Source organism: Agromyces italicus DSM 16388, from assembly GCF_000421545.1.
Taxonomy (GTDB): Bacteria; Actinomycetota; Actinomycetes; order Actinomycetales; family Microbacteriaceae; genus Agromyces; species Agromyces italicus.
The window spans coordinates 447,663-470,680 of sequence record NZ_ATXF01000004.1 but is presented as its reverse complement, the minus strand read 5'-3'; the positions used below and the strand labels follow the sequence as shown (position 1 = coordinate 470,680).

At 65.0% G+C, this 23,018-nt stretch carries 18 protein-coding genes; 10 read left to right on the top strand and 8 right to left on the bottom strand.

What is annotated here, in order from left to right:
- Positions 1–18: 18 nt before the first annotated feature.
- The 3 genes from H516_RS0102610 to H516_RS0102600 form a co-directional block, all read right to left on the bottom strand.
- Positions 19–540, bottom strand: coding sequence for a hypothetical protein (locus tag H516_RS0102610; protein WP_022888169.1), 522 nt, complete (start codon positions 538–540; stop codon positions 19–21).
- Positions 540–788 (bottom strand): hypothetical protein, encoded by a 249-nt coding sequence (locus tag H516_RS0102605; protein ID WP_022888168.1) that lies wholly within the window; start codon positions 786–788, stop codon positions 540–542. The genes H516_RS0102610 and H516_RS0102605 overlap by 1 nt, the downstream gene beginning before the upstream one ends.
- A 72-nt stretch (positions 789–860) precedes the next feature.
- Positions 861–2,030 carry a hypothetical protein gene (locus tag H516_RS0102600; RefSeq protein WP_157432119.1) on the bottom strand — a complete coding sequence of 390 codons (1,170 nt, stop codon included), beginning with the start codon at positions 2,028–2,030 and terminating at the stop codon, positions 861–863.
- Between the two features lie 171 nt (positions 2,031–2,201).
- Between H516_RS0102600 and H516_RS21515 the strand changes: the two genes are divergently transcribed.
- On the top strand, positions 2,202–3,005 hold the full coding sequence (locus H516_RS21515) for a helix-turn-helix domain-containing protein (protein ID WP_245561712.1): 804 nt from the start codon (positions 2,202–2,204) through the stop codon (positions 3,003–3,005).
- Positions 3,006–3,025: 20 nt separating this feature from the next.
- On the opposite strand, the gene H516_RS0102585 is transcribed toward H516_RS21515, so the two are convergent.
- The 5 genes from H516_RS0102585 to mobF form a co-directional block, all read right to left on the bottom strand.
- A complete protein-coding gene (locus H516_RS0102585; protein ID WP_022888164.1) occupies positions 3,026–3,760 on the bottom strand; it encodes a hypothetical protein in 735 nt (244 codons plus the stop codon).
- 197 nt (positions 3,761–3,957) lie between these two features.
- Positions 3,958–5,244, bottom strand: coding sequence for a hypothetical protein (locus H516_RS0102580; protein WP_157432118.1), 1,287 nt, complete (start codon positions 5,242–5,244; stop codon positions 3,958–3,960).
- A gap of 5 nt (positions 5,245–5,249) precedes the next feature.
- Positions 5,250–5,516 (bottom strand): hypothetical protein, encoded by a 267-nt coding sequence (locus H516_RS0102570; protein WP_022888161.1) that lies wholly within the window; start codon positions 5,514–5,516, stop codon positions 5,250–5,252.
- Positions 5,517–5,605: 89 nt separating this feature from the next.
- Positions 5,606–6,070, bottom strand: a complete 465-nt coding sequence (locus H516_RS17895; RefSeq protein ID WP_342663192.1) for a hypothetical protein — start codon at positions 6,068–6,070, stop codon at positions 5,606–5,608.
- Positions 6,071–6,094: 24 nt separating this feature from the next.
- Complete coding sequence (gene mobF, locus H516_RS17890) at positions 6,095–9,541, bottom strand: MobF family relaxase (RefSeq protein WP_051138687.1); 3,447 nt, start codon at positions 9,539–9,541, stop codon at positions 6,095–6,097.
- Between the two features lie 383 nt (positions 9,542–9,924).
- Between mobF and H516_RS21105 the strand changes: the two genes are divergently transcribed.
- The 9 genes from H516_RS21105 (at position 9,925) to H516_RS0102515 (ending at position 22,909) form a co-directional block, all read left to right on the top strand.
- Positions 9,925–11,499, top strand: coding sequence for a serine hydrolase domain-containing protein (locus tag H516_RS21105; protein WP_084620213.1), 1,575 nt, complete (start codon positions 9,925–9,927; stop codon positions 11,497–11,499).
- Positions 11,500–11,735: 236 nt separating this feature from the next.
- Entirely contained in the window at positions 11,736–13,172 is a 1,437-nt protein-coding gene (locus H516_RS0102550) for an ABC transporter substrate-binding protein (protein ID WP_026378325.1), read from the top strand.
- Positions 13,172–14,107 carry an ABC transporter permease gene (locus tag H516_RS0102545; protein ID WP_022888156.1) on the top strand — a complete coding sequence of 312 codons (936 nt, stop codon included), beginning with the start codon at positions 13,172–13,174 and terminating at the stop codon, positions 14,105–14,107. Before H516_RS0102550 ends, H516_RS0102545 begins: the two co-directional genes overlap by 1 nt.
- The gene (locus tag H516_RS17880) at positions 14,107–15,021 is read left to right on the top strand and encodes an ABC transporter permease (RefSeq protein WP_211217057.1); all 915 of its coding nucleotides are present in this window, start codon (positions 14,107–14,109) and stop codon (positions 15,019–15,021) included. The genes H516_RS0102545 and H516_RS17880 overlap by 1 nt, the downstream gene beginning before the upstream one ends.
- The gene (locus H516_RS0102535) at positions 15,018–16,793 is read left to right on the top strand and encodes a dipeptide ABC transporter ATP-binding protein (protein WP_022888154.1); all 1,776 of its coding nucleotides are present in this window, start codon (positions 15,018–15,020) and stop codon (positions 16,791–16,793) included. The genes H516_RS17880 and H516_RS0102535 overlap by 4 nt, the downstream gene beginning before the upstream one ends.
- Positions 16,786–18,318, top strand: a complete 1,533-nt coding sequence (locus H516_RS0102530; protein WP_022888153.1) for an N-acyl-D-amino-acid deacylase family protein — start codon at positions 16,786–16,788, stop codon at positions 18,316–18,318. The genes H516_RS0102535 and H516_RS0102530 overlap by 8 nt, the downstream gene beginning before the upstream one ends.
- 3 nt (positions 18,319–18,321) lie before the next feature.
- On the top strand, positions 18,322–19,932 hold the full coding sequence (locus H516_RS0102525) for a PucR family transcriptional regulator (RefSeq protein ID WP_022888152.1): 1,611 nt from the start codon (positions 18,322–18,324) through the stop codon (positions 19,930–19,932).
- A gap of 41 nt (positions 19,933–19,973) precedes the next feature.
- Positions 19,974–21,263 (top strand): diaminopimelate decarboxylase, encoded by a 1,290-nt coding sequence (lysA, locus tag H516_RS0102520; protein ID WP_022888151.1) that lies wholly within the window; start codon positions 19,974–19,976, stop codon positions 21,261–21,263.
- A complete protein-coding gene (locus H516_RS0102515; RefSeq protein WP_022888150.1) occupies positions 21,260–22,909 on the top strand; it encodes a serine hydrolase domain-containing protein in 1,650 nt (549 codons plus the stop codon). Before lysA ends, H516_RS0102515 begins: the two co-directional genes overlap by 4 nt.
- Positions 22,910–23,018 lie beyond the last annotated feature (109 nt).

Sequence of the window (23,018 nt, the reverse complement as noted above, 5' to 3'; positions counted from 1 at the left end):
TGGTTCGTATCCGGGTGATCACGCCTTCCGATTCGCGAACGGCCAGCGCCCTTGCTCAGCCCGAGCAGCGAAGTCCGCGATTAGGTGATGCTCCAAGGCGGCAACGTACGCATCAGCTTCATCGTCGGCCGCTCGCCAGCACACCATGAGGTCGTTGGCGTCGGCGAGTTGAAAGATCCAGACGCCGCCACCGTGGTTGTCCGCTGTCCCCGCTCCGGTGCGTCGGAACTGCTTCAACCGTCGGTGGATACCGTCTCGCCGGGCGCCATGCGTAGCGAGGCCGATGTAGATGACCTCTGCGCCTGGAATCCAGTTTCGCTGGAGGTGCGCGACATCCTCCGTGAAGCTCTTAGCTTTCCCCGCGGGACTGACAGGTAGAAATGTGGGCTGCGTGGAGGGTGAACGAAGGACGACGTAGACGCCTGGCTTCGTTGACGCCCCGAGCCGCCGAAGCTCACCGAACGTCACAAAGCCTGCGTAGCCCGCCGCTTCGAGTCCCGCCCGATTCCATGTCGTCGGCGTCGCCGCCTCAAACTCCATCACGAACTTTCGATGCGAATGACAAGGCCGGCGTCCACGAGCTCTTCAATCGCCACGCGAACATCTTCGAGATCCTCGAAGGGATTTACCGGTCGCCCCTGCCCTACCAGCACCAGGGCATAGAGTCCCTTGGCAACGAGCGACAGACTGGAGTTGCCCAGCACCGTGTCGGGGGTGGCATGATCCTCCGGATCGGCGCTGACGGCTCGTGGGCCGGTCGCCGCGATCCAGTCTTCAGGGCTGGGCATAGCTCCACGTTACTTCGGCACACGGCTTAGGAACGTTGGTTGAATCCCGTACCCCCGAGCGCCTGGCACGGGTTACGCGGCGCGCTCGCCTTCGCCGAGCTCAAGCTGATAGACGGTGACAAGCAGCGACGACATCAGCATCACGGCGACGATGCAATTGCGCTCGGTCACCTGGTCGGCATCGAGGTGGTGGGATACGACGTGGCGCGTGACATGCGCAGGACGGGGCTGTCCGGACTTCGGGTTCCAGTCTGCATAGAACGGCACGAGTGGTGCGCGGGTCGCGCGCTCGAGCAGTTCCGGATACGGAGTATCCATCGTGAGGCTGTGGTGCTTCGCCACACGCTGCCGATCGCTGACCCAGTGCAACGCTTCGACGACATTGTGAACGACGATCACAGCTGAGATAGCGGCCACGCGCCAGTGACCACTACGGCAGGCGTCGAGCACTTCACGCGCCACCGGCAGCACAGGCTCCAGAAAATCGTCCTGGAGGTCATCAATCCAGCCAGCGCAATCGTCGAGGATCTCCTCACGACGCGCGATCAACAGCTCCGAGCGTTCATCGCCTGGTGCGGCATCAAGCAGGGCTTCCAGGACTTCGGCGCGCGGTACCCATGCTGCCGGGATGCCTTCGCGGCCCACCATCTCGACGAGCACCTCCAGGCGGGCCTCGGTGCCACGGGACCAGTTGTTCGGCAGGCTCTGACGCCGGAGGACTTCTTCCCAGTCGATGCCCCGAAACTGCTCCAGAACCGGTTGGAGGAGTTGGCCGGCCTCGTTTATCTGGGCAATGGCGCCGGCCGCGATCGAGTCGAAGCCCTTGATGTCCGGCATCACGAACGATTCGGCCAGGCTGTACTGCTTCAGAAGCTCTGCCGAATCCATCAGCTTGAGCACGGACGAGGCGCCGACGCTCGCCCACGCTTCCGAGAAGTCCAGCTTCGGCATGAAGTCGGCGGCGGTGATCATGGACGTGACCGCGCCAATACTGGCCGCCGCCTGCGACCGCAACAGCTCGGTGTCGATCACCGACGAGAACAGGCTCGCATCGATTTTCGGAACGTACCTCGACACGTCGAGCGTCGGCATGATCTGGTCGATGCTGATGCCCCAGCTCTTCGGCATCGACGCCGTGTAGGCGCCCGCCAGCGACCGAGTGCTCGTCGCGAGCGCTTGCGAACCCTTCTCAGTCTCGTCTCCCGGTTCCTCGTTCACCACGACGGTGTCGCGTGCATCCATCTCGCCGCCTCCAAGTTGAAGCATCCGCAGGTGCTGTTGCGGACATGTATCCATCTGAACACTGGCCACCGACGTTCGCGACCGACACCCCGACGCAACGGACTTCTCGCGGCCCTGGCACAGGTATAGCCGTTCGCCGTGCAGGCACACGACAATGAATCAGTGGATGAGATGAAGGCGACCGAGCCAGATGACCGGAGTACGGTCCGTCTCAACTCCACGCAGCAGGCCATCCTCGGCTGGGTGGTCGCGGGGTGCCCTCCTGATGTCTATCCCGAAGATGAGTACAGCCACCGCGTCTCGGCGCGGGCACTGAAGAATCGCGGACTCATCGAGATTTCCGGGCATGGCAAATCCTGGCGAGCCACACCGACTGAGCGCGGTCGACGCTGGCCTGAAGCCACCGAGGAAGACCACCGTGAGCGAGCACACCTTGCGCGCGCCGCACCTCGCGTTGCGGTCGAACAGGGCTCGGCCAAGGTCGAATCCGCGCTCGGTCGTGCGCTGCAGCGGATGCCTCGTAGGAAGCCAGCCGAGAAGGAACCGCTTCCGGTCAAGAAGGTCAGTAGGCAGGAGACGTACATGCGCTACAAGGTCGTGGTTACCAGGGTGCAGATCGCCGAGAAGTGGGTGCGCGCCACCGACGAGGAAGACGCCGCTCGCAAGGTACAGGAGGAGTTCGCCAAGCCCTACTCCTACTTCGGCAACTGGGAAACGAAGGCCACTGAGGTGGAGATCATCGAGGCCGAGCAGACCACTGTCATCCACCCGAGCAAGCTGTCCGAGTCCGGCCCGATGCTCCTCAGCCTCAAGGACGCCGCGGCGGCGCTCGGCATCCCGTACTCGGCGCTCTACGAACTGACCAACCGCGGCGACATCGAGTACACGAAGATGGGCTCACGCAAGTACATCCAACGGGAGTCGCTGATGAACTTCATCGCGACGAACACGCACCGCGGGTATTACCCGGGATGACGCCGCTACGAGACGCGCGACTACTCGGCCACCCGTGCGCGGAGCACATCGACGATGTCGGGCACATACCGCTGCTTGACGCGGTGCTTCACGCCCTTCTGCATCTCGGCCACGAACTTGTCGATGTGCAGCGCTTCCTTGAACTCGCCGCCTGCCGCGTAGAACGCGCGTAGCCAGGCCTCGCCGTCGAGCGGATACCCAGCGGCGGTGAAAGCGCGCAGAAGCTGGATGACAGTGTCCTTGCCTCGTCCCGAGCTGAGCCCGTTGTACTGCTCATCGACCATGCTCACGGCCGCCTCGAGCTGTACCGGGTCAACGGTTGGCGCGGTCTCGCCGGTGTGAAGGTCGACCGCGCCGAGGCCGTCGAGCATGACGTGCACCTCATCGGCTCGTGCCCAGATTATGACGAATATGCGCTCGACGCGGCCCGCCCGGATGACTTCGCGGAGCAGTTCGCAGTCCTGTTCCTTGTTGGGGTGGATAATCACGACGGCGTGGTCGAGTCCGTCCTCGCCGCTACGGCGGAACTGACCAAGCTCCGAGAGCGCAAAGACCCGGCGCTGGGACGCGTCGGGTTCCACGAAATCGACGAACTCACGGTCGGCGTCGTTCTCGGTCTCGTGCTTCTTCAGGTCGGGCGCGAGGAAGAGGTACGGTGCATCGCCGAGCCACTCGCGGATGACGGCGCTCTGTTCGGTCATCGCCATGCCGTGCTGGGCCCAGTCGCTACGGATCATGTAGGCAAGTTCGGTCATGGAATCGATGATGCACCGGGCCACCGACGTTGAGCCTCCTGCCCAGGCCAATAGAGCGGTCCCCCGACGAGTCGATCGCGACACCCATCGGCGGGTTGAAGCGTGCAGCGGTGACGACGCCATGGACAATGCAGCAGCTCGCTTGGTAACAGATGCTCACGACGCGCGCGACCGTGCCAGTTGTCGAATGGGTATGTTCACGCCTCCAGACAACGGCCGCGCTGATAGTCACTCGATCCTGCATCGAGCATCTGACCGAGCGCAAAAGATGCGCGACCAAGCGCCTTGCGGATGTCCCCAGCGGCCAGCAAGGTTGTCGGCACCTGCGCTGCTACTTCTTGCAGCGCGATTCGGACCAGGAGTTCGTCTCGATCGACGGATGGCTTGCCTCGCCTGCGGCGAGCGCGGCTTTCCATCGCCGCGTCCACGGCGAGCCGCACCCGATTCCGCTGTACGTGCACCACGACTGCCTGAACGAGCCGCTCGTGCTGCCGCTTCTGCTCAGCCCTCCGCACCGTCACCTTCGCAGCCCGCACGGCTGCAGCGACATCCCGGCTCGTGAGCAAATCGACCCGTGGACTGCTGTCGAGCACAACGTCAACCGCCCTCGCCCACATCACATCGTCTGCGTTCGCCGGCGGCAGGCCCATCCGTTCACGGGTCGCGACGTAGGATTCGGCGAACTCGCGCATCCGGGCGTGGTGCAGGAGCATGTGCTTCGTTAGATTCTCGACGAAGACCGTCGACTGGTGCACGTGCTCCGGGAGCGAGGGGTCACCGAAGAACGCGACGGCGGCTCGCTCGTTGGCGCGGCGTTCAGCAGCGGTCGCCGGGTGTAGACGCTTCGGCGGCAGGCCCGCCCGTGCGAGGGAGCGCTTGAGTCGGCGGGTAGCGGCGTTCGCCTGGAGCTCGGCCGCGTACACATCCGGATCGGCGCGGCGGGCGCGCTGCAGCTCAGCGCGGCGCTCTTTGTGGTCCGCGGCCCATGCCTGCTTTCTCGCTGTGGTGCCCGCAGGATCGGCGTCGCGGCGGGCCGTCGCCCGGTCGTTCACCTCGTCACGGTGAGCGCGGTAGTAGCGGTTGTAGCACTCGCGCACCTTGTCGCGGTTCGCCTCAACCCAATCGCGCTGATACTCCCGAACGCGATCAGGATGCTCCTCCCGCCAAACACGCACGCGTACACGCGCCTTTGCTCGAGTCTCGGCCTCGCGACGCTTTCGGTCAGCGGCGCGGCGCATCGAGTCACGATTAAGCTCACGGGCGCGCTCGAGATGCTCTAAGCGCCACCGATGGTTCGACTCGCGGATCCGGTCACGGTTCGCCTCAACCCACCTGCGGCGCTGCGCGGCGAGCTCCTCCGGATGCTCAAGCCGGTATCGTCGGTCGCGCTCGCGCTTTCGCGCGCGCGCATCCTCGTCTCGCTGGGCCGTGCGAGACTCCGGCCCCGGCTGCGGCGCAGCGTCCTTGTCGACCAGGCCGCTCATGATCCCTACTTGCTCGGTGGCGGCGCCAGTTCGGCGACAAGCGCGAGAAGCTCGGACCGGTACGCGGTCGGGTCGGCGATCGCTCGCGCGACCGCTTGACCCAGACGCTCGATATCGGCGGCGGGCAGTCCCTCGACAGCCTGTAGGCAGTACTCGACATCATCCTGGATGCGGTACTCGCCGTTCTCGACCGTGACCTCGGGGTAGTAGAACAGCGCGGCCAGCGCGGTGCGTCCGAGCAAGTCGTCGAACTGCTCCTGCGAAATCGTCATGACGGGGCCTCCCTGTCGGCGTGCTCGTACGCGACCAGCCTGCCGTGAACGAGAGGTGCGCCGACCGTGCCGTGCCGCGCGACCGTCCTTCAGTTTCGGAGCGCCGGCTCCGCTGCCCAGGCATGCTCCTGCTCGGCATCGAGTTCGAGCATTGCGAGAATCCGGCGAGCGCGGGCCTCGCGTGCGCGCACACGAATCAGCCGAACGAGGGTCGCGGGGCCGGCGACGAGCAACTTGAATGCGTTCCACATGCACAGCAGCGCCAGTGCGCTGAACCAGCCGCCGTGCTGCGTCATCTCGGCGAATGCGACGGCGGCGAGCAGGTACGGAATCGCGAGCAGCATCGCAGGCATGCCCCACTTCAGGCCGCGACGCGTGTGGATGGCGTCCAGCAAGATGCTGGTCGGCATGAAGCGACGGAGGAATACTCCGGTGCGGACGCTCATGGCCCAGACGAGTGCGAACATGCGGCTGCTCTCCGATCGGTCAGCAGCGAGAACCTGGAGAGACGGCCTGTCGGTCGTCGTGCCATCGCATCGAACAATGGCGAACACATTGATTGCTGCCTGATCCGCACTTTAGACCCGAAGACCGACATCCGAAAGGCCGGCGTTGACGTTCGGCACATGGTCGCGGGTCGGGTCGTTCTCGCGATCCGCGATTCGGCGGGCGGCCGCGAGGGCGGCGCGAGCGCGCGTGGAATCCGCCTTCTGGGCATCGGATGTCGGTTGCCCGACGCCGAGCGGACGGCCGCCGACGATCCCATAGCGGTCGCGGTACGCGGCAACAGTGGCCGCATATCGGCGCCACAATCCTTCGCCGGAGCCGATGGGCAGTGCCCCGAGTGCGCGTATCCACGACTCCCCCGACCCGATAGCCTGCTCAGCCAACGCCATCGCTCGCGCCTCGATGAGATCGGCTCGCTCGCGCAGCGCACGCTTCGATGCGGCATCCATCGGTCCGCCAGCGATCGGCACCAGCCCGGCGACGAGACGTGGCGCGGGCCCACGAGGTCTGGCCGCGGCATCCTGCACCATCGCTCGCGCAACCCGAGCCCGGAGGACTGCGGCGATGTCCGCGGCATCCTCGAAACCGCGCTGCCCGACCACCCGGATCAGCAGCCGTTCGACATCCGCCCGGTATGCCTCCGCCCGACGGAGCTCCGCCCCGAGAGGCCCGAAGGCTTCCGAGCCGACCACAGCATCCGCCTGCTCGCCAGTGAGCCCGCTGCCTCGCACAAGCGCAACCCAGCGCTGGTGCTGTGCGGCGGCAGCGATGGTCTCGTACTCGGCGGCGAGCTGCGCGATCGATCCCCAGGTCTCCTGCTCGGCGGTGATCATCTCGTGTGCCGAAAGTTCCGCACCGACATGGTGAAGCACGCCGACGAGCACCGACTGGGCACTCGCGTCAACGTAATCACGGGGCCGGATGCCTGTGTGTGCGATATCTGGGCGGTCGAGTGCGACGTACGCGGTGTTCGCTTCGCGTCCGCGGGTCATGGCGACGTAGAGGTTCTCGCGCGTCATGCCGCGGGCGACGACGACGTGCGCGGTATCTGTCGTCAGGCCCTGAGCGCGGTGCGCGGTCACGGCGTACCCAAGCTCGACGTGCTCGGCGACGTACCCTGCGGGCACGAGTGTGCTGCTCCCCCACCGGCGCCCCTGACGCCGCACCTCGAGCGCGCCGTTGCGGTGCACGGCGAGGACCGTCCATCGGTCGCCGTTGCGAACCCATGCCCGACCGGCGCGCAGACGCCGGTCGTTGTGGCGGGTGATGATCATGTCTCCGACCGCGGCGCGGGTTCCGTCATGCAGGCTGACCTCGTGCAGGGCATCCACCCGCCCGTCGAGAATCGAGTCCGTGCGCGCCCGCTCGTTCAGGGCTGCAACGGCCTCGTTCGAGTCACTGATCAGCACGCTCACCCGGCCCGCGCGGGCGTCGGCCCGCCACGCGAGGTAAGCGGCATCCGCCATCTCCTCGGTGTCGCCTTCCTGCACGCGGTCGTGCGCGAGATAGCGATCGATGGATTCCTCGTCGCCACGCCGCAGGCCGAGGGAAGCCGCCTTCTCCCACTCGTACACGAATCGGTGCACGTCGACGAGTTCAGGCGCATCGCACCGGTCGTGCACCAGCATCGCGAACGCGCCACCTGCATCCACGGATTGCAGTTGGGCGTAGTCGCCGACGAGTAGCACCTTTGCACCTGCCGACGCGGCGAGCGTGCTCACCCGGTCAAGGGCGAGCGTGCCGGCCAAGGATGCCTCGTCGACGATCACCAACTGGTTGGCTCGGAATGCGTCGCCATGGGCGACGTAGTTCTGCCACCACATCGCAAGGTTCTCGGTTGCGATGCCGAGGTCTTCGGCGAGGACGTGTGCGGCGGCGGCCGACGGGGCAAGGCCGATGATGGAGCCGCGGCCGTGCTCAGCCTCCCATGAGCGGCGGAGAACGCCCATGACGGTGGACTTACCAGCGCCGGCAGGGCCGACGAGCACGTCGACGATGCGGCCCGATTCGATGATCGCCCGCAACGCGCCCGTCTGGTCGTCACCGAGGGTGCCGCCGCCTGGCAAGCGTCGGCGGGCGGCCTCGTGCAACGTGGCGGTAGCGATCGTCGGCCCCGAGACATCCGTCGCCCGCTCGCGAAGCCGCGCCTCAGCGTCGATCAGCGCCTCGGACGTGTAGACGGTGGAGTGCTTCGGGCGGAAGACCGAAGAGCCGTCATTGCGCTGGAACACAGCCGGGCTGGACGCGAGCTCGGGCGGGGTGATGCGCAATGACGCACGCTCGGCCGCGTCGACGACGAGGCCGATGACGGCCTCACGATCGGAAGCCATTGCCAACCGGTACTGCATGGTTTGCCGTGCGGCCTCGGCGGCGAGATTCCAGTGCCGCCACGTTGCACGCTTCTCGCTGACTGCCTGCAACACCTGCGCGCCGAGCGTTGCAACGACGTCGAGCGGCATGTCTTCGGCGTGCAACACCGGCGGCGAGACATCCGTGGATGCAATGCGCGCCCATGCCGTTGCATCCTGCCCGAGCACCCGCGTTGCACGCTCCCGCCACCCGCGCGTGAGCTCGGCGAGCGAGCGCACGTGTTTCTCGGGACGCGTCGACAGCGTCGCCTGCGCGCGGAGCTTCATGATCGTCGCCCGACTCGGGCGATGGCCGCGCGCCTCCACGTACGCGGCGATGAGACGATCGGTCACGGCGTCGATGTGGCGCGAGCGCGTCGAGAACTCCGTGAGCAGCGCCTCGGGCACCGCGGCGATCGCCCAAGCCGGATTGCGGTCGCGGCCGCGCTCGCGCTGCTCCCAATCGACGCCGAGCGCACGCGTGAGCGCATCCATGAAGAGCGCCTCGTGCAACTCTGACAGAGCCACGACCGCGCCGTGCAATGGGCGGCCGTCAAGGGATCGCCATTTGCCATCGAGCACCGTCTGCACCTTGTTGCTCACCACGACATGCGTGTGCAGGTGCGGATCGCCCGCGCGACTGTCGAAATGATCGAACGCCGTTGCGATCAAGCCAGCGACATCGACCTGTGCAACAGCGCCATCGCCAGCCGCCACGCCCGTACGGGTGGCGGCGACCTCACGGTCCATGAATGCGACCACCTGGTCGACCGCGTCGTGGTGTGCGCGCGCGATGATTTCCTGCGTCGCGGCATCCGCGACGCCCCAGAGTACGCTCGCCGCCTTCGGCACCGAGAAGGTGAAGTCGAACCCGGCCACGGCGCGCCTGCCTCCCTCGTACTGCGGGAAGGCTCGGCCAAGCGGATCGCCGGTGACAGGATCGCGCCCGAGCCCTATCAGCAGTTGAAGCTGTTCCTCGGTAACTTCATCGCCAGGGGCGAGCTGCCCGTCGCCGAGCCCGCGGACACCGTTGCCCATCCAGCGCCCAGGCGGCGTGCCCTTCGCCTCGTAGTACCGCGTGAGCGGCGTCGCGAGCGAGCGTTCACCGTCACCGGCCGCGACAGTGCGCAGGAGATACCGGAATCCGTCGCCGGCACTCATGACCCGCATCGACACCGTCACCGCGTCCTACCTCCGTCGTCGCGGAGAAGGTGCGCCCTCGATCTGCAAGAGGCGTGGGACGCTCGTCCACGTTCGAATGTGATCCGTGTTCGAGGCGGGTGAACAGCAGGAATCGCAGAGACGGCGGCTAAGGTGTTCGCAGCAGGACGCGCAACTCAGATGTTGCCGGGCTGGAGTCTCCGGTGGCGGCGGTCGCCGCTGATTCGCATCTCGGCCCACTCGCCGCCGCTGCGTCAGCGCCCAGCGTCGCCGATCGAATGTGTAGCGGACAGGTCAGCCCAGTCACTGGTGTGGCCGAGGACAACGTGCCCGCCGACGACTTTGGCTGTTACGACAACTGGGTCCCCAGGGAACGGTGAGAGCATGACGGCATGTCATTCGAAGACCGAGTTGTCGAGGCCGTTCGCTCCACGGTGGACTCGGGCGCTCCAGGGGTCGCCGTCGGCGTGTACTCCGATGGACGACTCATTCATCACGCCTCGGCGGGCCTTGCGAACGTCGAGTTCGCCGCGCCTGTCGGGATCGATACGCGCTTCGACATCGCCTCCATGAGCAAGCAATTCACGGCAACCGCTGCGTTGTTGCTTTGCAGAGATGGCGTGCTCTCGCTGCAGGATGACATCCGAACTTATCTGCCGGAGCTTCGTCTGAGTCAGCCTGTGACGATCGCCCAAGCACTTCGTCACACCGGAGGACTTCCCGAATGGCTAGCGCTCAGCGCCATGGCTGGTCGTCCGCTCACGCGAATAACCCAAGATCAAGTTCTTGCCTTCGTTGCTGGGTTGGCTGAACTCAACTTCACCCCGGGCACCGATTTCTCATACTCGAACACCGGGTACGTCCTGATCGCGTCGATTATCTCGCGCGTCACTGGCAAGACATTGCGCGAGTTCGCCTCAGAGCGGATCTTCGACCCTCTCGGAATGACATCAACACTCTTCCGTGACGATAGCGAGCAGCCCCTCACGGGACTCGCCGACGGCTATGCGGTGAATCAGGAGAGCGTGCGGCGAGCGGGTACCGAGGAATGCGCTGTAGGGGACGGCGGACTAGCAACCAACCTCGTCGACCTCGGCCATTGGTTCGGCTTCCTTGAGGACGGTCGAGTACTCGGCACCGACCTACGCGACCTTCTCATCGACCCTGCAGCATTTGGTTCTGACTCTCCCCGTCCGTACTGTTTCGGCCTGTATCACTGGGAAATCGGAGGCGAGCCCGTCTTCGGCCACTCTGGGGGTGTTCCCGGCTATCGATCGCACCTTGTGGTTTCTCCCAAGACGCATCTCGGCGTCGCCGTGCTGAGCAACAATTCGTCGGTGGATGCCGCAGAGCTCGCGGCCGCCGTCCTGGGCATCGTCGCGGACCTTCCAGCCGAGTCACCCAGCCAGCGGGTCGAAGAACCCGAAGCCGCCGCAGCACTCGACGGCTTCTGGATCAATTCGGCGACGGACGAGCCGATGAAGATCACGGCCGTCGACCGTGCTGGGGTGAGGTTGGCTGAAGGACATCCCTCCGGCCGCTTCGATCTAACACTCGACGGGACCTGGCACGGTGTCGGCGAGTGGGCCGAATCACGGATCAGCGCGACCACCGACGACACGATGCTCATCGAATCCATCCGGCGCCCGGGCGCTCCGGCGGCCTATCGTCGTGTTGCGCCGCCGCTTGCTGATAGCAGCTTGCCCGCAGGAATCTACCGCAGCAGCGAGTTGAGCATTCTGGCGATCATCACCGATTCCGGACAGTTGGAGCTCGGACTGAGGATGGTCGTGCCGGTCATGCCCGGCCCCGGTGGAACCTTCCGGGCCGGCGAGATGCTGACGCTCCGGCGCGACGGAAACGACCTCCTCGTTAGCGCACCCGGTGTGTTCAGGATGCGCTTCACTCGCCAGTCAGACGGCTCGATACCCTTCGGCGTTCCGCCCAGCCTCAGGGACGCTGGATGAGCAGCCGCCCATTGACGCCCTGACCCTCAGGACAACAACGACTTCCGACGAACCTGCTTAGAACTCCCCTACCCAGAACAAAGGTGAACCCAATGACGACCACCCGACTTTCTCGACGACGCGGAGCCGTTTTGCTCTGCGCTGCCTCTGCCGCGCTTACTCTGACTGGCTGCGTAGGCCCGGCAGGTGACACGAGCGCGGACACACTAACTATGGCGACTTCGAGTCAGGCAGACGTGCTGGACATCGCTCATGGATTCAACGGGCCGTCCACCTTTGTGCAGTCCAGTGTCCTGCAGTCGCCCGTAGCGTTGGACGCCGATGGTCAGATCGTCCCGCAACTGGCGAAGGCCTGGACGCAGCCGACCCCCGATACCTATGTCTTCGAGCTCCGGGACGACGTTGTCTTCTCTGACGGTACGCCGATGACAGCGGAGGATGTCGCTTTCTCCTTGGAACGTCATTTGGATCCAGCCGTTGCGTCGCAGGCTGCCGGATTGCTCACCGCTGTGGAGTCCGTTCGCGCGTCAGGCAAGCACGAGGTCACGGTCGATCTGAAGTTCCCCACTCAGGCCTTCCTGGCCAGCGCACCGATGGTCTGGCAGGTGGTGCCGAAATCCCTGGCCGAGGCGCACCCGCAGGATCTGGGTACTCCCGAGGTCGGCGTGATCGGCACCGGCCCGTATAAGGTGACGAAGTTCTCCCTCACGGATGGCATCGTCCTAGAGGCTAACAGCGAGTATTGGGGGCCGAAGCCGGCGATTGAACGAGTCAAGGTGGTCGCGATCACCGACCCGGAGGCGATGCGCCTGGCAATCTCCTCGGGAAGTGTCGACGGCACCAGTTTCATTCCACCGGAGGACGCGCGGAAGTGGACCGACATGAAGGGGGTGGACACGCGATTCTTCGCAGGCAACTCAATCGCGTCCATCTATCTCAATGTCCAGGATCCGCACTTGTCCGATGTGCATGTCCGCCGAGCCATCGCCCACGCTGTGAACACGGAAGCCGTGCAGCGACTCGTCGTCGGCGACCAGGCTCAGCCGGCACAGACGATCGTGACCGTCCCGCAGCTCAAGGCACTGTACGGCGACGACTTTGAAGAAGTCACATCCGATCTGCCGAGTTACCCTTACGATCTAGACGCCGCGAAGTCCGAACTCGCGAAGTCAGAGTTCCCGGATGGTTTCGAGATGACTGTCAATTACTCGAGCGGATCGGAATCGGCGGATGCTCTGCAGGCGATCGCGGCTGATCTCTCAACGATCGGGATCGAGGTAGTACTCAACCCCGTGCCGGACGATGCGTACTGGTCGACGCTGATGAGGCACGAGGATCTCACCATCGGTATCACTGATCTCGGATACGGGAGTGCCGATGTCGGCGAGCTTCTTCCCGACTTCCTTACGAGCACGGGGGCGAAGGCGGAGGGCTTCAACTTCTCGCAATACTCGACGCCTGAGATGGACGCCAAGGTAACGGAGGCGCTCTCCCTCACCGGCGACGCTCGGAAGCTGGTGGTGACGGATATCCTCACCGAGGTGGCAGACCAGGCCCTGTACGTTCCGCTCTACAGCACCAATGCGGGCATCGCTCTGAACGAGCGGTACGCCGGCGATATTGGAGTGTGGACGCGCGACTACTTCTCGGCGATCCGGCCCGTGGACCAGTAATGGTCGTCGTCAAGCTTGTAGCACGGCGGCTTATCGCTGCCGTGTTACTGCTGCTCGTGCTTTCCCTCCTCACCTACGCACTGCTTGCGCTGTCACCCGGCGGACCGGAGCGCGCCTTGCTGGGCGATCGGCCGGCGACCCCGGAGACCATCGCTGCCATCCGGGCTCAATTCCTGCTGGATGAGCCGTTCCCTGTTCGATACTGGCATTGGCTCAGCCAAGCGCTGACCGGAGACTTTGGAACGTCGATCACCGTGCGGCAGCCCGTCATCTCAATGCTCAGCGAGCGGGTGAACGTGACGGTCACACTCGCGCTACTCGCCGCCGTGGTAACTCTGGCAGTCGGCATCCCCGCGGGACTCGCAGCAGGGATCCGCCGTGGAGGACGGCTGGATCGCTCCATCACCCTGGTATCCCTCGTGTTCTTGTCCTTCCCACCCTTCGCGATCGCGCTGGTGCTCCTCTACGGCTTCGCGATACAGCTGCGATGGTTCCCCGTATACGGGACGGGTGATCTCAGCCACTACGTCCTCCCCGCGATCGCACTGGCGCTCGGGCCCGCCGCAGTGCTAACAAGGCATACCCGGGCAGCAGCGTTGCAGGTCGGCGAACAGGACTACATCACTTTCGCTCGGGCTCGAGGGTTGTCCAGGTTCGGCATCTGGGAAAGCTATCTGCTGCGCAACTCTGCGCTCCCCGTTTTGACGATCGCCGGACTGATCATCGCCGGGTATCTGACTGGGGCCGTATTCGTCGAGCAGGCGTTCAGCCTCCCGGGCCTGGGCTCGTTGCTCGTGCAGTCGGTGACCCAGAAGGACATCCCAGTTGTGCAGGCGCTCGTGTTGCTCAGCGGCGTCGTCGTAATCGTCGCGAATCTGCTCGTCGACGTCGCCTATGTCATCGTCAACCCGCAGATCCGCCAAGGGAGGGCGTAATGGCCCAGAACGAGCTTCTACCCCGGGGGGCGACGGCCGACCAGTCCGATGCATTCACCGGGTCAGTAGCGGCTGCCGGCCGGAAGCGGACGCCGCGCGCGCGCAGACCCGCGCTGACCATCGCAGCAATGATCGTGCTCGGCATCATGCTGATCGCCGCGGCCGTTGGGCATTGGATAGCGCCCTACGATCCGGCTCTGCAGAACGTCGGCCTCGGCCCCACGGGGCCGTCCGCCGCGCACTGGCTAGGCACGGACGATCTCGGGCGAGACGTCCTCTCCCGACTCCTGGAGGGCGCGCACACGGCGCTGATTGCGCCGGTTCTGATCGCAGTCGGTACGACCGTCCTCGGGACGACGCTCGGCCTCCTCGCCGGATACCGCCAAGGTTGGCTGGACACGATGCTGATGCGACTCACCGACTTGATGTTCGCGCTCCCGGGGCTGCTCGTGCTGATCGTCGTTGTGGGTGTCGCGGGCGGCGGCTACGCCATCTCCGTGATCACGCTCATCATCCTCGGTGCACCATCGGACATCCGGATGGTCCGCAGCGTCACCATGAGTCAACGGGAACTCGCGTACGTAGATGCCGCGCGAACTCTCGGCATCCCGGCTCGCCGCATCATGTTCCGGCATGTCCTTCCCAACTTGGCACCGACAGTGGTGGCGAACCTGCTTCTCAGCTTCGTTTTCGCCCTGGTCGCCTTGGCTGGACTGTCGTTCCTCGGCATCGGCCTTCCGGCAGGGACGCCGGACTGGGGTCTGATGATCCAGGAGAATAGAGGCATTCTGGACATCAACCCTTGGGCGGCGATCGCGCCCGCGCTTCTGATTACAATCACCGCCTGCGCTGCCACACTGCTCGGCGACAGCATCTATGAGCGGCTCGATGCCGGTAAGGGGTTCTCCGAATGACGGATCTGCTTCGTGTGCGAGGTCTCTCGGTGAGCCTCGAAGAGCGGCGGATCGTCGACGACGTCGACCTCGACATCGACGCCGGAGAAACGGTTGGCCTGGTGGGCGAATCCGGCAGTGGCAAATCGCTATTGGCTCGCGCTGTCGCAGGGCTCCTCCCGCCCTCGCTCACCACCACTGGTTCCGTCACGATGTCCGGAACGGAACTCGTCGATGCGAGCGAACGATTGCTGCGCACGGTACGCGGCCGACGCGTCGGACTGCTCATGCAGGACCCCTTCACCATGTTGAATCCCCTCAAGACCGTCGGCGCGCACATCACTGAGTCGCTACCCCGGGGGCTTCGGCGCCGCCGAGGGGAGATCGAAAAGAGACTCGCCGAGGTCGGCATCTCCGACCCACGCGTGGCATCGCGATACCCGTTCCAGCTCTCCGGAGGAATGCGACAGAGGGTGGCGATCGCAGCAGTTCTAGCAGGAGATCCGGAGCTTCTGATCGCGGACGAGCCGACCACAGCACTGGATGCGACCATCCAGGCAGAAATCATGCAGCTCCTTCGCAGCGTACAAAAGGCCCGCGGAATGGCCGTGCTGCTCATCACGCACGACCTGAGAGTGGCGTTCGCGATCTGCGACAAAGTTCAGGTGATGTACGCCGGTCGCGTACTGGAGACCGGACTCAGCGAAGACGTTGCGCGGAATCCTAGGCATCCGTACACGGCGGGCCTTATCGGCGCACTGCCGGTACTCGAACGTCGCATCAGCCAACTCGTCGCGATCCCCGGATCGGTTCCCCGGGCGGCCGATGTCACGCACAAATGCGCTTTCGCTGACCGGTGCCCACAGCGCCGACCCGATTGTGTGGAGACGCGTCCACCGCTGAGGATCGTCGCAGACTTGCACGCGACCGCCTGCCTGTATGACGTTGCACCCGCCGAAACGGCCCCGCCCGGTGATGCTGTGGAGCACGCACAGGAAACACCCGCGTTAGGCAAACCGCTCCTAACCGTTGCCGAACTACGCAAGGACTACGGGCAGGTCCGCGCGCTCGACGCTGTGACCCTCACAGTCCAGCCCGGAGAACGAGTCGGACTGATCGGTGAGTCTGGATCCGGAAAGACGACCTTGGCTCGCTGCGTACTCGGCTTGGCTAGCCCGGACGGTGGGCGGATCATGCTCGATGGTCTCGACATCACATACCCCCACAGGCTGTCAGCCAGCGGAAAGCGGCAGATGCGCTCGCTTGTGCAGTGCGTCTTCCAAGATCCATCAACTTCGCTGAACCCGTCGATGACGGTGGGCGCGGCACTGGCAGAGGCCGCGGGCAGAGTTCAGCGGGCTGAACGCCGCTCCGTCGATGAGTTGCTCGACCTGGTCGGACTCCCGAAGAAATACGCGCTGCTCCGGCCGAACAGGCTCTCAGGCGGCGAGAAGCAGCGGGTCGCGATAGCCCGCGCGCTCGCCGTGAACCCAGCTCTGTTGATCTGCGATGAGCCAACGGCGTCCCTCGATGTCTCGGTGCAAGCTCACATCCTGGAACTCCTGCGCACCATTAGCGCGAATGCCGGAACGGCGCTCCTGTTCGTCACTCATGATCTGGCCGTCGTGCGGCAGATCACCGATCGAGTAGTGGTCTTGCTCCATGGAAAGGTCGTCGAAACCGGAGCGACCGCCGCAATCCTCGATGAGCCAACACATTCGTATACGCGGCGGCTGGTGGCTTCGGTGCCGCCGGCCCCCGTCACATTCCGCGAGGAGCGCGCAAATGCATGACCTGATCCTGACTGGCGGAACGGTTCACGACGGATTCGGTTCTCCCTCGGCGGCTTCGGACGTCGCCGTCCATGACGGCCGGGTTGTAGCGGTCGGGGCAGATCTCGGTCCAGCGCGGCGGACGATCGATGTGACCGGACTCGTCGTCGCTCCGGGTTTCATCGACGCGCATACCCACTCGGATGGGGTGCCCTTTCTCCCAGAAGCGCAGCCCTTCAAGCTCTTCCAGGGCGTCACCACGGAGATTGTCGGCAACTGTGGATTCTCCCCGGCGCCCGCAGCCTCCGCCCTCCGCAACGACGCCGATGAACCGCAGTTCGCCGACTTCGAGGCGTACATGAGTGCGGTCGACTCGGCGGGCACGACCAACCACCTCGCCGCGCTGATCGGGCACAATACGGTGCGGATCTCCGTCGCCGGGATGGATCGGCAGCTGCCGCCTGACGGTCTGGAGGAGATGTGCCGGAGATTCAGCGAGGCGTTCGAGGCCGGTGCGGTCGGCTTCTCCACGGGGCTCGAGTATGTGCCCGGGGCGTACGCAGAACGGCACGAGCTCTCGGCATTGGCGCGCGTTGCGCGTCAATACGGCGCGACGTACGCGACGCACGCTCGGAGCGAGAGCGAGGGACTCGCGGACTCGCTCGACGAGGCGATCGACGTCGCGCGATCGGCGGGGATCCGGTTGCAGGTGTCTCATTGCAAGGCCTCCGGGCGTGCTATGCACGGATCGTCTCAGCTCATCCTCGACAGACTGTCCGGTGCTCGCCGGTCGGGTCTGGACATTCGTGGAGACCAGTACCCCTATCGGGCCTTCTCGACCGGACTATCGGCGATGCTGCCGCCCGCGGCCTGCGAGGGCGGCGTCGAAGCGATGCGGGCGCGACTGAGGGACGGCCGAACCCGTGCCGATCTCCAGGCGCTGGCGGAGAATCCTAATAACGGGATGGGCGTGGGGCTCTGGCGGGAGGTGCATCCGGAGGACGTTCAGATCCTGCATCATCAGGACCCGGCAGTCTCGGGCAAGCGTCTGGCCGACGTGCTCGAAGGGCGTCGTCCATGGGATGCGCTCTGCGATCTGCTGATCGCAGATCCCTACGCCGACACCGTGTGCCACACGATGGATGAAGCGGATGTGCTGGCCATCATGGCCGATCCGCTGGTCGCGATCGGATCCGATGGCGGGTCGCCGGTCGGGCCGAGTCATCCTCGCGCCTTCGGCACCTTTCCGACGTTCCTCGGAACCTACGTTCGCGATGGTGCGGTGGTCGATCTCTCCGAGGCCATCCGGAAGGTCAGCTCTGCCACGGCGAGCCAGTTCAGCCTGTACGATCGCGGGTGGCTGGGTTCCGGTGCGGCGGCGGACATCGTCGTGTTCGATCCGCAGACGATCGGTCACGCAGGGACCTACGAGCGGCCGGATGTTCGGCCCACGGGCGTCGTCCATGTGCTCCTCGACGGCGAACCTGTCATCATCGATGGTGAGTTCCTGGGAGAGCGACGTGGGCGGATGCTGCGCCGAAGGTGAACCATGTTCGGAGGTGATGCGGTGACACCGAGTGGACTGACCCTGGGGGCTCTGCTGGAAAGCCTCGGTGAGAAGACAGTGCGCGCGCTCGTCCTCCCGCGCGGCCTCGAGGTGCCGATCGGAGCTCCCACCATCTTCGACCCCGCCGACACGCAGGGAATGCAGCCCGATGCAGTGGTTCTCGTACCCGGACGACCCAACGTCGAGCTCGTCGTGTGCGCCGCGGGCCGGGGAGTCGCAGCCCTGGTGATCCGCACCAGGGAACCCGACCCGGGGATCATGGCGGAGGCCGAGAGCTGTGGCATCGCGGTGCTGCTGTGCGAGGAGGCGATACCCTGGGGACAGCTCTATACGCTCATCGATGAGTTGCAGGCGATCTCCGGATCCGGCCCCCTGTATGACGGGGCGGCCGATTTGTTCTCGTTGGCCAATGACATCGCGCTTCGCGCCGGTGGTGCCGTCGCCATTGAGGACCTTTCGATGCAGGTTCTCGCATACTCGACGATTCCGGGACAGCAGGTCGATGATCAGCGCCGAGACGGGATTCTCGGACGGCAGGTGCCCGCGCATCCAGGGAACGTCGAGGAATACGACACAGTGCTGCGATCAGAGACCGCGGTCTGGAGTGTGAAACCGGCCGAGTACCGGCCGCGGCTTGCGATCGCCATCCGCGACGGCGGACAGGCACTGGGCAGCATCTGGGTCGTCGAGGGCGATGTACCACTCGCACGCGACGCGCCGGAGGCTCTCGCAGAGGGTGCACTGGTCGCCGCGTCGAACCTGGCACGGATGAACCTCGCTGCGGACATCGAGCGCCGCACGCAGACGGAACGACTTGACCGGTTGCTTCGCGGAGCGAGTCCGATGCAGCAGGCTGAAGAGTCGTTCGGCTTGAAGCCGGCCGACAGGTGCACGGTGGTCGCGCTGAGCCGATCACGGGGATCCAGCGATCAGCCGTACGGGTTCTCGGACGAATCTGCTGCAGCTTATGTGAGCGACATGCTGCGTCGCGAGTTGACCGCGTATCGCATTCAGGCCGCCGTCGGGGCGTTTGACGGACAGGCTATCGGTGTGATCGGTGCGACGGCGGATGCTCAGCTGCTCGAGCGAATTGCGACCGCCGTACTCACTCGAGCCGATGAGCTGGTGGGCGGGCCATGGCGGGCGGGGTTCAGCCGCACGCTGTCCGGGCTGTCGGAGGTCCCTGCGGGCGTTCAGCAGGCGAGACAGGCGCTCGGCGTCGTGCACGGCCCCCTTGGCCGGGGCGCTATCGGTCGCAACGACGAGCTGGCCGCTTCCGTGTTCCTTCTCGATCTGTTCGAGTCCATGAAGTTTCGTCCAACGTTCGCGGCGGAGCCGCTGTGGCTGGTACTGGATCATGACCTCCGATACGGGACTGAGTACGCGAGGACACTTCGCGCGTGGACGGCCAATCAGTACGATGTGCCGCGTGCTGCTGAGGTGTTGAGGGTGCATCCCAACACGCTCCGGCACCGCCTGCGTCGGCTGGGTGAGGTGATCGACCTCGACGATGCGGATGTCCGTCTGGCACTGGCCGTCCAGCTTCGCCTGCAGGAGATCGGCACAAAGCACGTCGGTCGAACTTCTGCCTGAGCGACAACGCCTTTCGGACACCGTCCGGCAAGACTCGGTCCATGACCATTACCTCTCCGGCTGAATTGGTGCGGGCGCGCCTCGACGCAGATCTTGAGCTCTTCCCCGCAGGGACCCGTCGCACCGCGGATGGGGACATCTCGATCTCCGGTTGCTCGCTTCGTGCACTGGCCGACGAATACGGCACGCCCGCCCTGATCATCGATGAGGCGGCTCTGCGGGCTCGTGCGGCGGAGTTCCTGCGGGCGTTCAGAACACGGCATGCAGCGACCGACATCCATTTCGCTAGCAAGGCGTTCCCCTCTGCAGCCGTCCTCGGAGTCCTCGCGGAGGAGGGGCTGAACTTCGATGTCGCCTCGGGAAATGAGTTCTCGGTCGCGCGGGCCGCGGGGGTCGATCCGTCGCGGATGCTCCTGCACGGGAATGCGAAGACTGACGAGGAGATCCGTCTGGTGACGTCGTCGGGCATCGGCCACATCGTCATCGACAACCTGGATGACGTCGAGCGCATCGCTCGCATTGCAACGACTCAGGTCCCGGTGCTGCTGCGTGTGACACCGGGGATCGATGCGCAGACGCACGAGGCCACCGCTACAGGGCACAACGGATCGAAATTCGGGGTCTCGATGGAGGATGCCCCAGCGGCTATCGAGCGGATCCAGAGTGAGCCGAGCATGCGTTTGGACGGCCTGCATGCGCACATCGGGTCGCAGATCTTCGAGTTGAAACAGTTTCAGCAGGAGGTCGCGGCTCTATCGGAGCTGCCTCGATTCCCGCTGTATGACCTCGGCGGAGGCCTGGCGAGCCGGTATACGTCGGAAGACCCATCGGTCAGCATCGACGATTATGCGCAAGTGCTGGTGAGCGCCGTCCACGAGCACCTCGGCCACGATGTGCGACTCATGGTGGAGCCGGGAAGGTCGATGGTCGCGTCGACGGGCGTATCACTGTATCGGGTCGTGACGGTCAAGCGAGGGCACCGAACCCATGTTGCCGTGGACGGAGGAATGGGCGACAACCTCGAGGCTTCTCTGTACGGGCAGCGGTTCCAGCCTTGGCTGCTCGGGACTGACCCGCGTGTGGAGACTTACGATCTCGTCGGCCATCACTGCGAGTCGGGCGACGTGCTTGTGCGGGATGCCGTGATGCCGACGGCCTCGATTGGAGACCTTGCGGTTGTGCCGGTCACAGGTGCCTATACATTTACCATGTCGAACAACTACAACGCGGCGTTCCGACCGCCGGTTGTGTTCTGCACCGACGGGACGTCACGCCTCGCCGTACGTCGAGAAACCATGTCGGATCTTCTGGCGCGTGAGGTTCTCCTGTGACCGTCGCCGTCGCCCCCCGCGTACGGCTGGAAGAGCAGTGCGCCACGCTACTCGCAGACGCGCTCCGATGGTGGCCGATGACGGGGGCCGCGGTATGCGTCGTTGATGGGGACGGCACGGTCATCGATGTCTGCGACGGCACCGCGGGTCTCGGATCGATGCAGCCGGTGACGGGGCACAGCCGGTTCGAGATCGGATCAATCAGCAAGTCGTTCACGTCCTTTGCGCTTTTGCAGCTCGCTGAGCAGGGACGCGTGGATTTGTCCGCGTCGGTGATGGACTATCTTCCATGGTTCTCCGTCCAAGGAGGATTCGGAGCCATCACACTGCGACACCTGCTGCACCACACTTCTGGCCTCAACGCCGGCTCGGATGCCTTCGCGGACGCGCTCCCGCAGGCGCTGCTGCTTTCGGACTCCACCACGGCGGCGCCACCCGGTGACTTCTTCCACTACTCGAACGCTGGATACATCCTTCTCGGACTGGTCATCGAACAGATCACCGGTCGGAGCCTTGCGGCAGTCACCCGGGAGCAGCTGCTGCAGCCGCTTGCTATGCACGAGACCGCGGGCGCGATCACCGCCGACGGCCACCACCTCATGGTCTCAGGAACACAACCGCTCAGGCACGACCAGCCAATTCTGCCCGGTGATGTGCTGGCACCAGCGGTTTTGGTGGAGGCAGACGGCGGCGAAGGACACATCGTATCCACCTCGACCGACATGGGACGATACGCACGGATGCTGATCGGTCGAGGAGAGCTCGACGGTGTCCGCGTCCTCAGCGAGGCGAGCATTCGCCAGACAATGCGGGACCGCGCACCATCGGATGCGCTGGCGAACATCCCCGGCCGCTACGGCCTGGGACTGATCGTCGAAAAGAAGAACGGCCACACTTTGCTCACGCACAGCGGAGGAATGGTGGGCTACAACAGTCACCTAGCGGTCGACATGACCGCGGGTATCGGCGTCGTCGTGCTGACCAACGCGAATGGTGGATCTGGTCCGGCCGAGATGCTGAGCCGTGCAATCCTCGATCTGGCGACCGGAGGTGTGGGCGTCGGGAGCGCGAGGCTGAACCGGTCGCGCGTCCGCGACAGTCAACGGTACGAGGGGATCTGGACGGACGGTACCTCCACCATCCAGGTGGTCCGAGGAGCGACCGAGGATGGACTCGCCCTGATCGCGGACGGGGTGAGCGGCGCGTTTTACGGCACGCCGCAGACGCGGCTCGCCTGCGCGCATCCCAGCTGGCGTCGATTCCACCATCACCTCGTTGGCGGCGATGGTGACGAGCGATGGGTGTACGGGGAGCAAGTTCTCACCCGAATAGGATTGGAACGAGGCAGCGAGGCACGCGACGCCGGCTCGGAGGCGAGCACGCTAGTGGGGCACTACCGCAGCTATTCGCCCTGGTACCCCAGCTTCCGAATCGTAGTGCGCGCCGGCTCACTCCACTTGATCGCTGCCACAGGCGTTGAAGCACCGACAGACGACCCGATTCTTGTTCCGCTCGGGCCGGGAGTCTTCCGGATCGGCCAGGACGCGAGACTCCCCGAGCGGTTGGTCGCCGGACCCGTCGTCGACGGCTCGACCGCGTGGGTCGAACGCGATGGCTTCCGCTATTCTCGGTTCTTCCGCGCATGAGATCTTCGTGGAACGAGGCCTCGGACAATCCGAATACTCGACCTCACAATTCGTCGATCTCCTGGTCGGGGACAACGAAGGGCATTCGCGTCGCCCCTGGCTCGCGTCT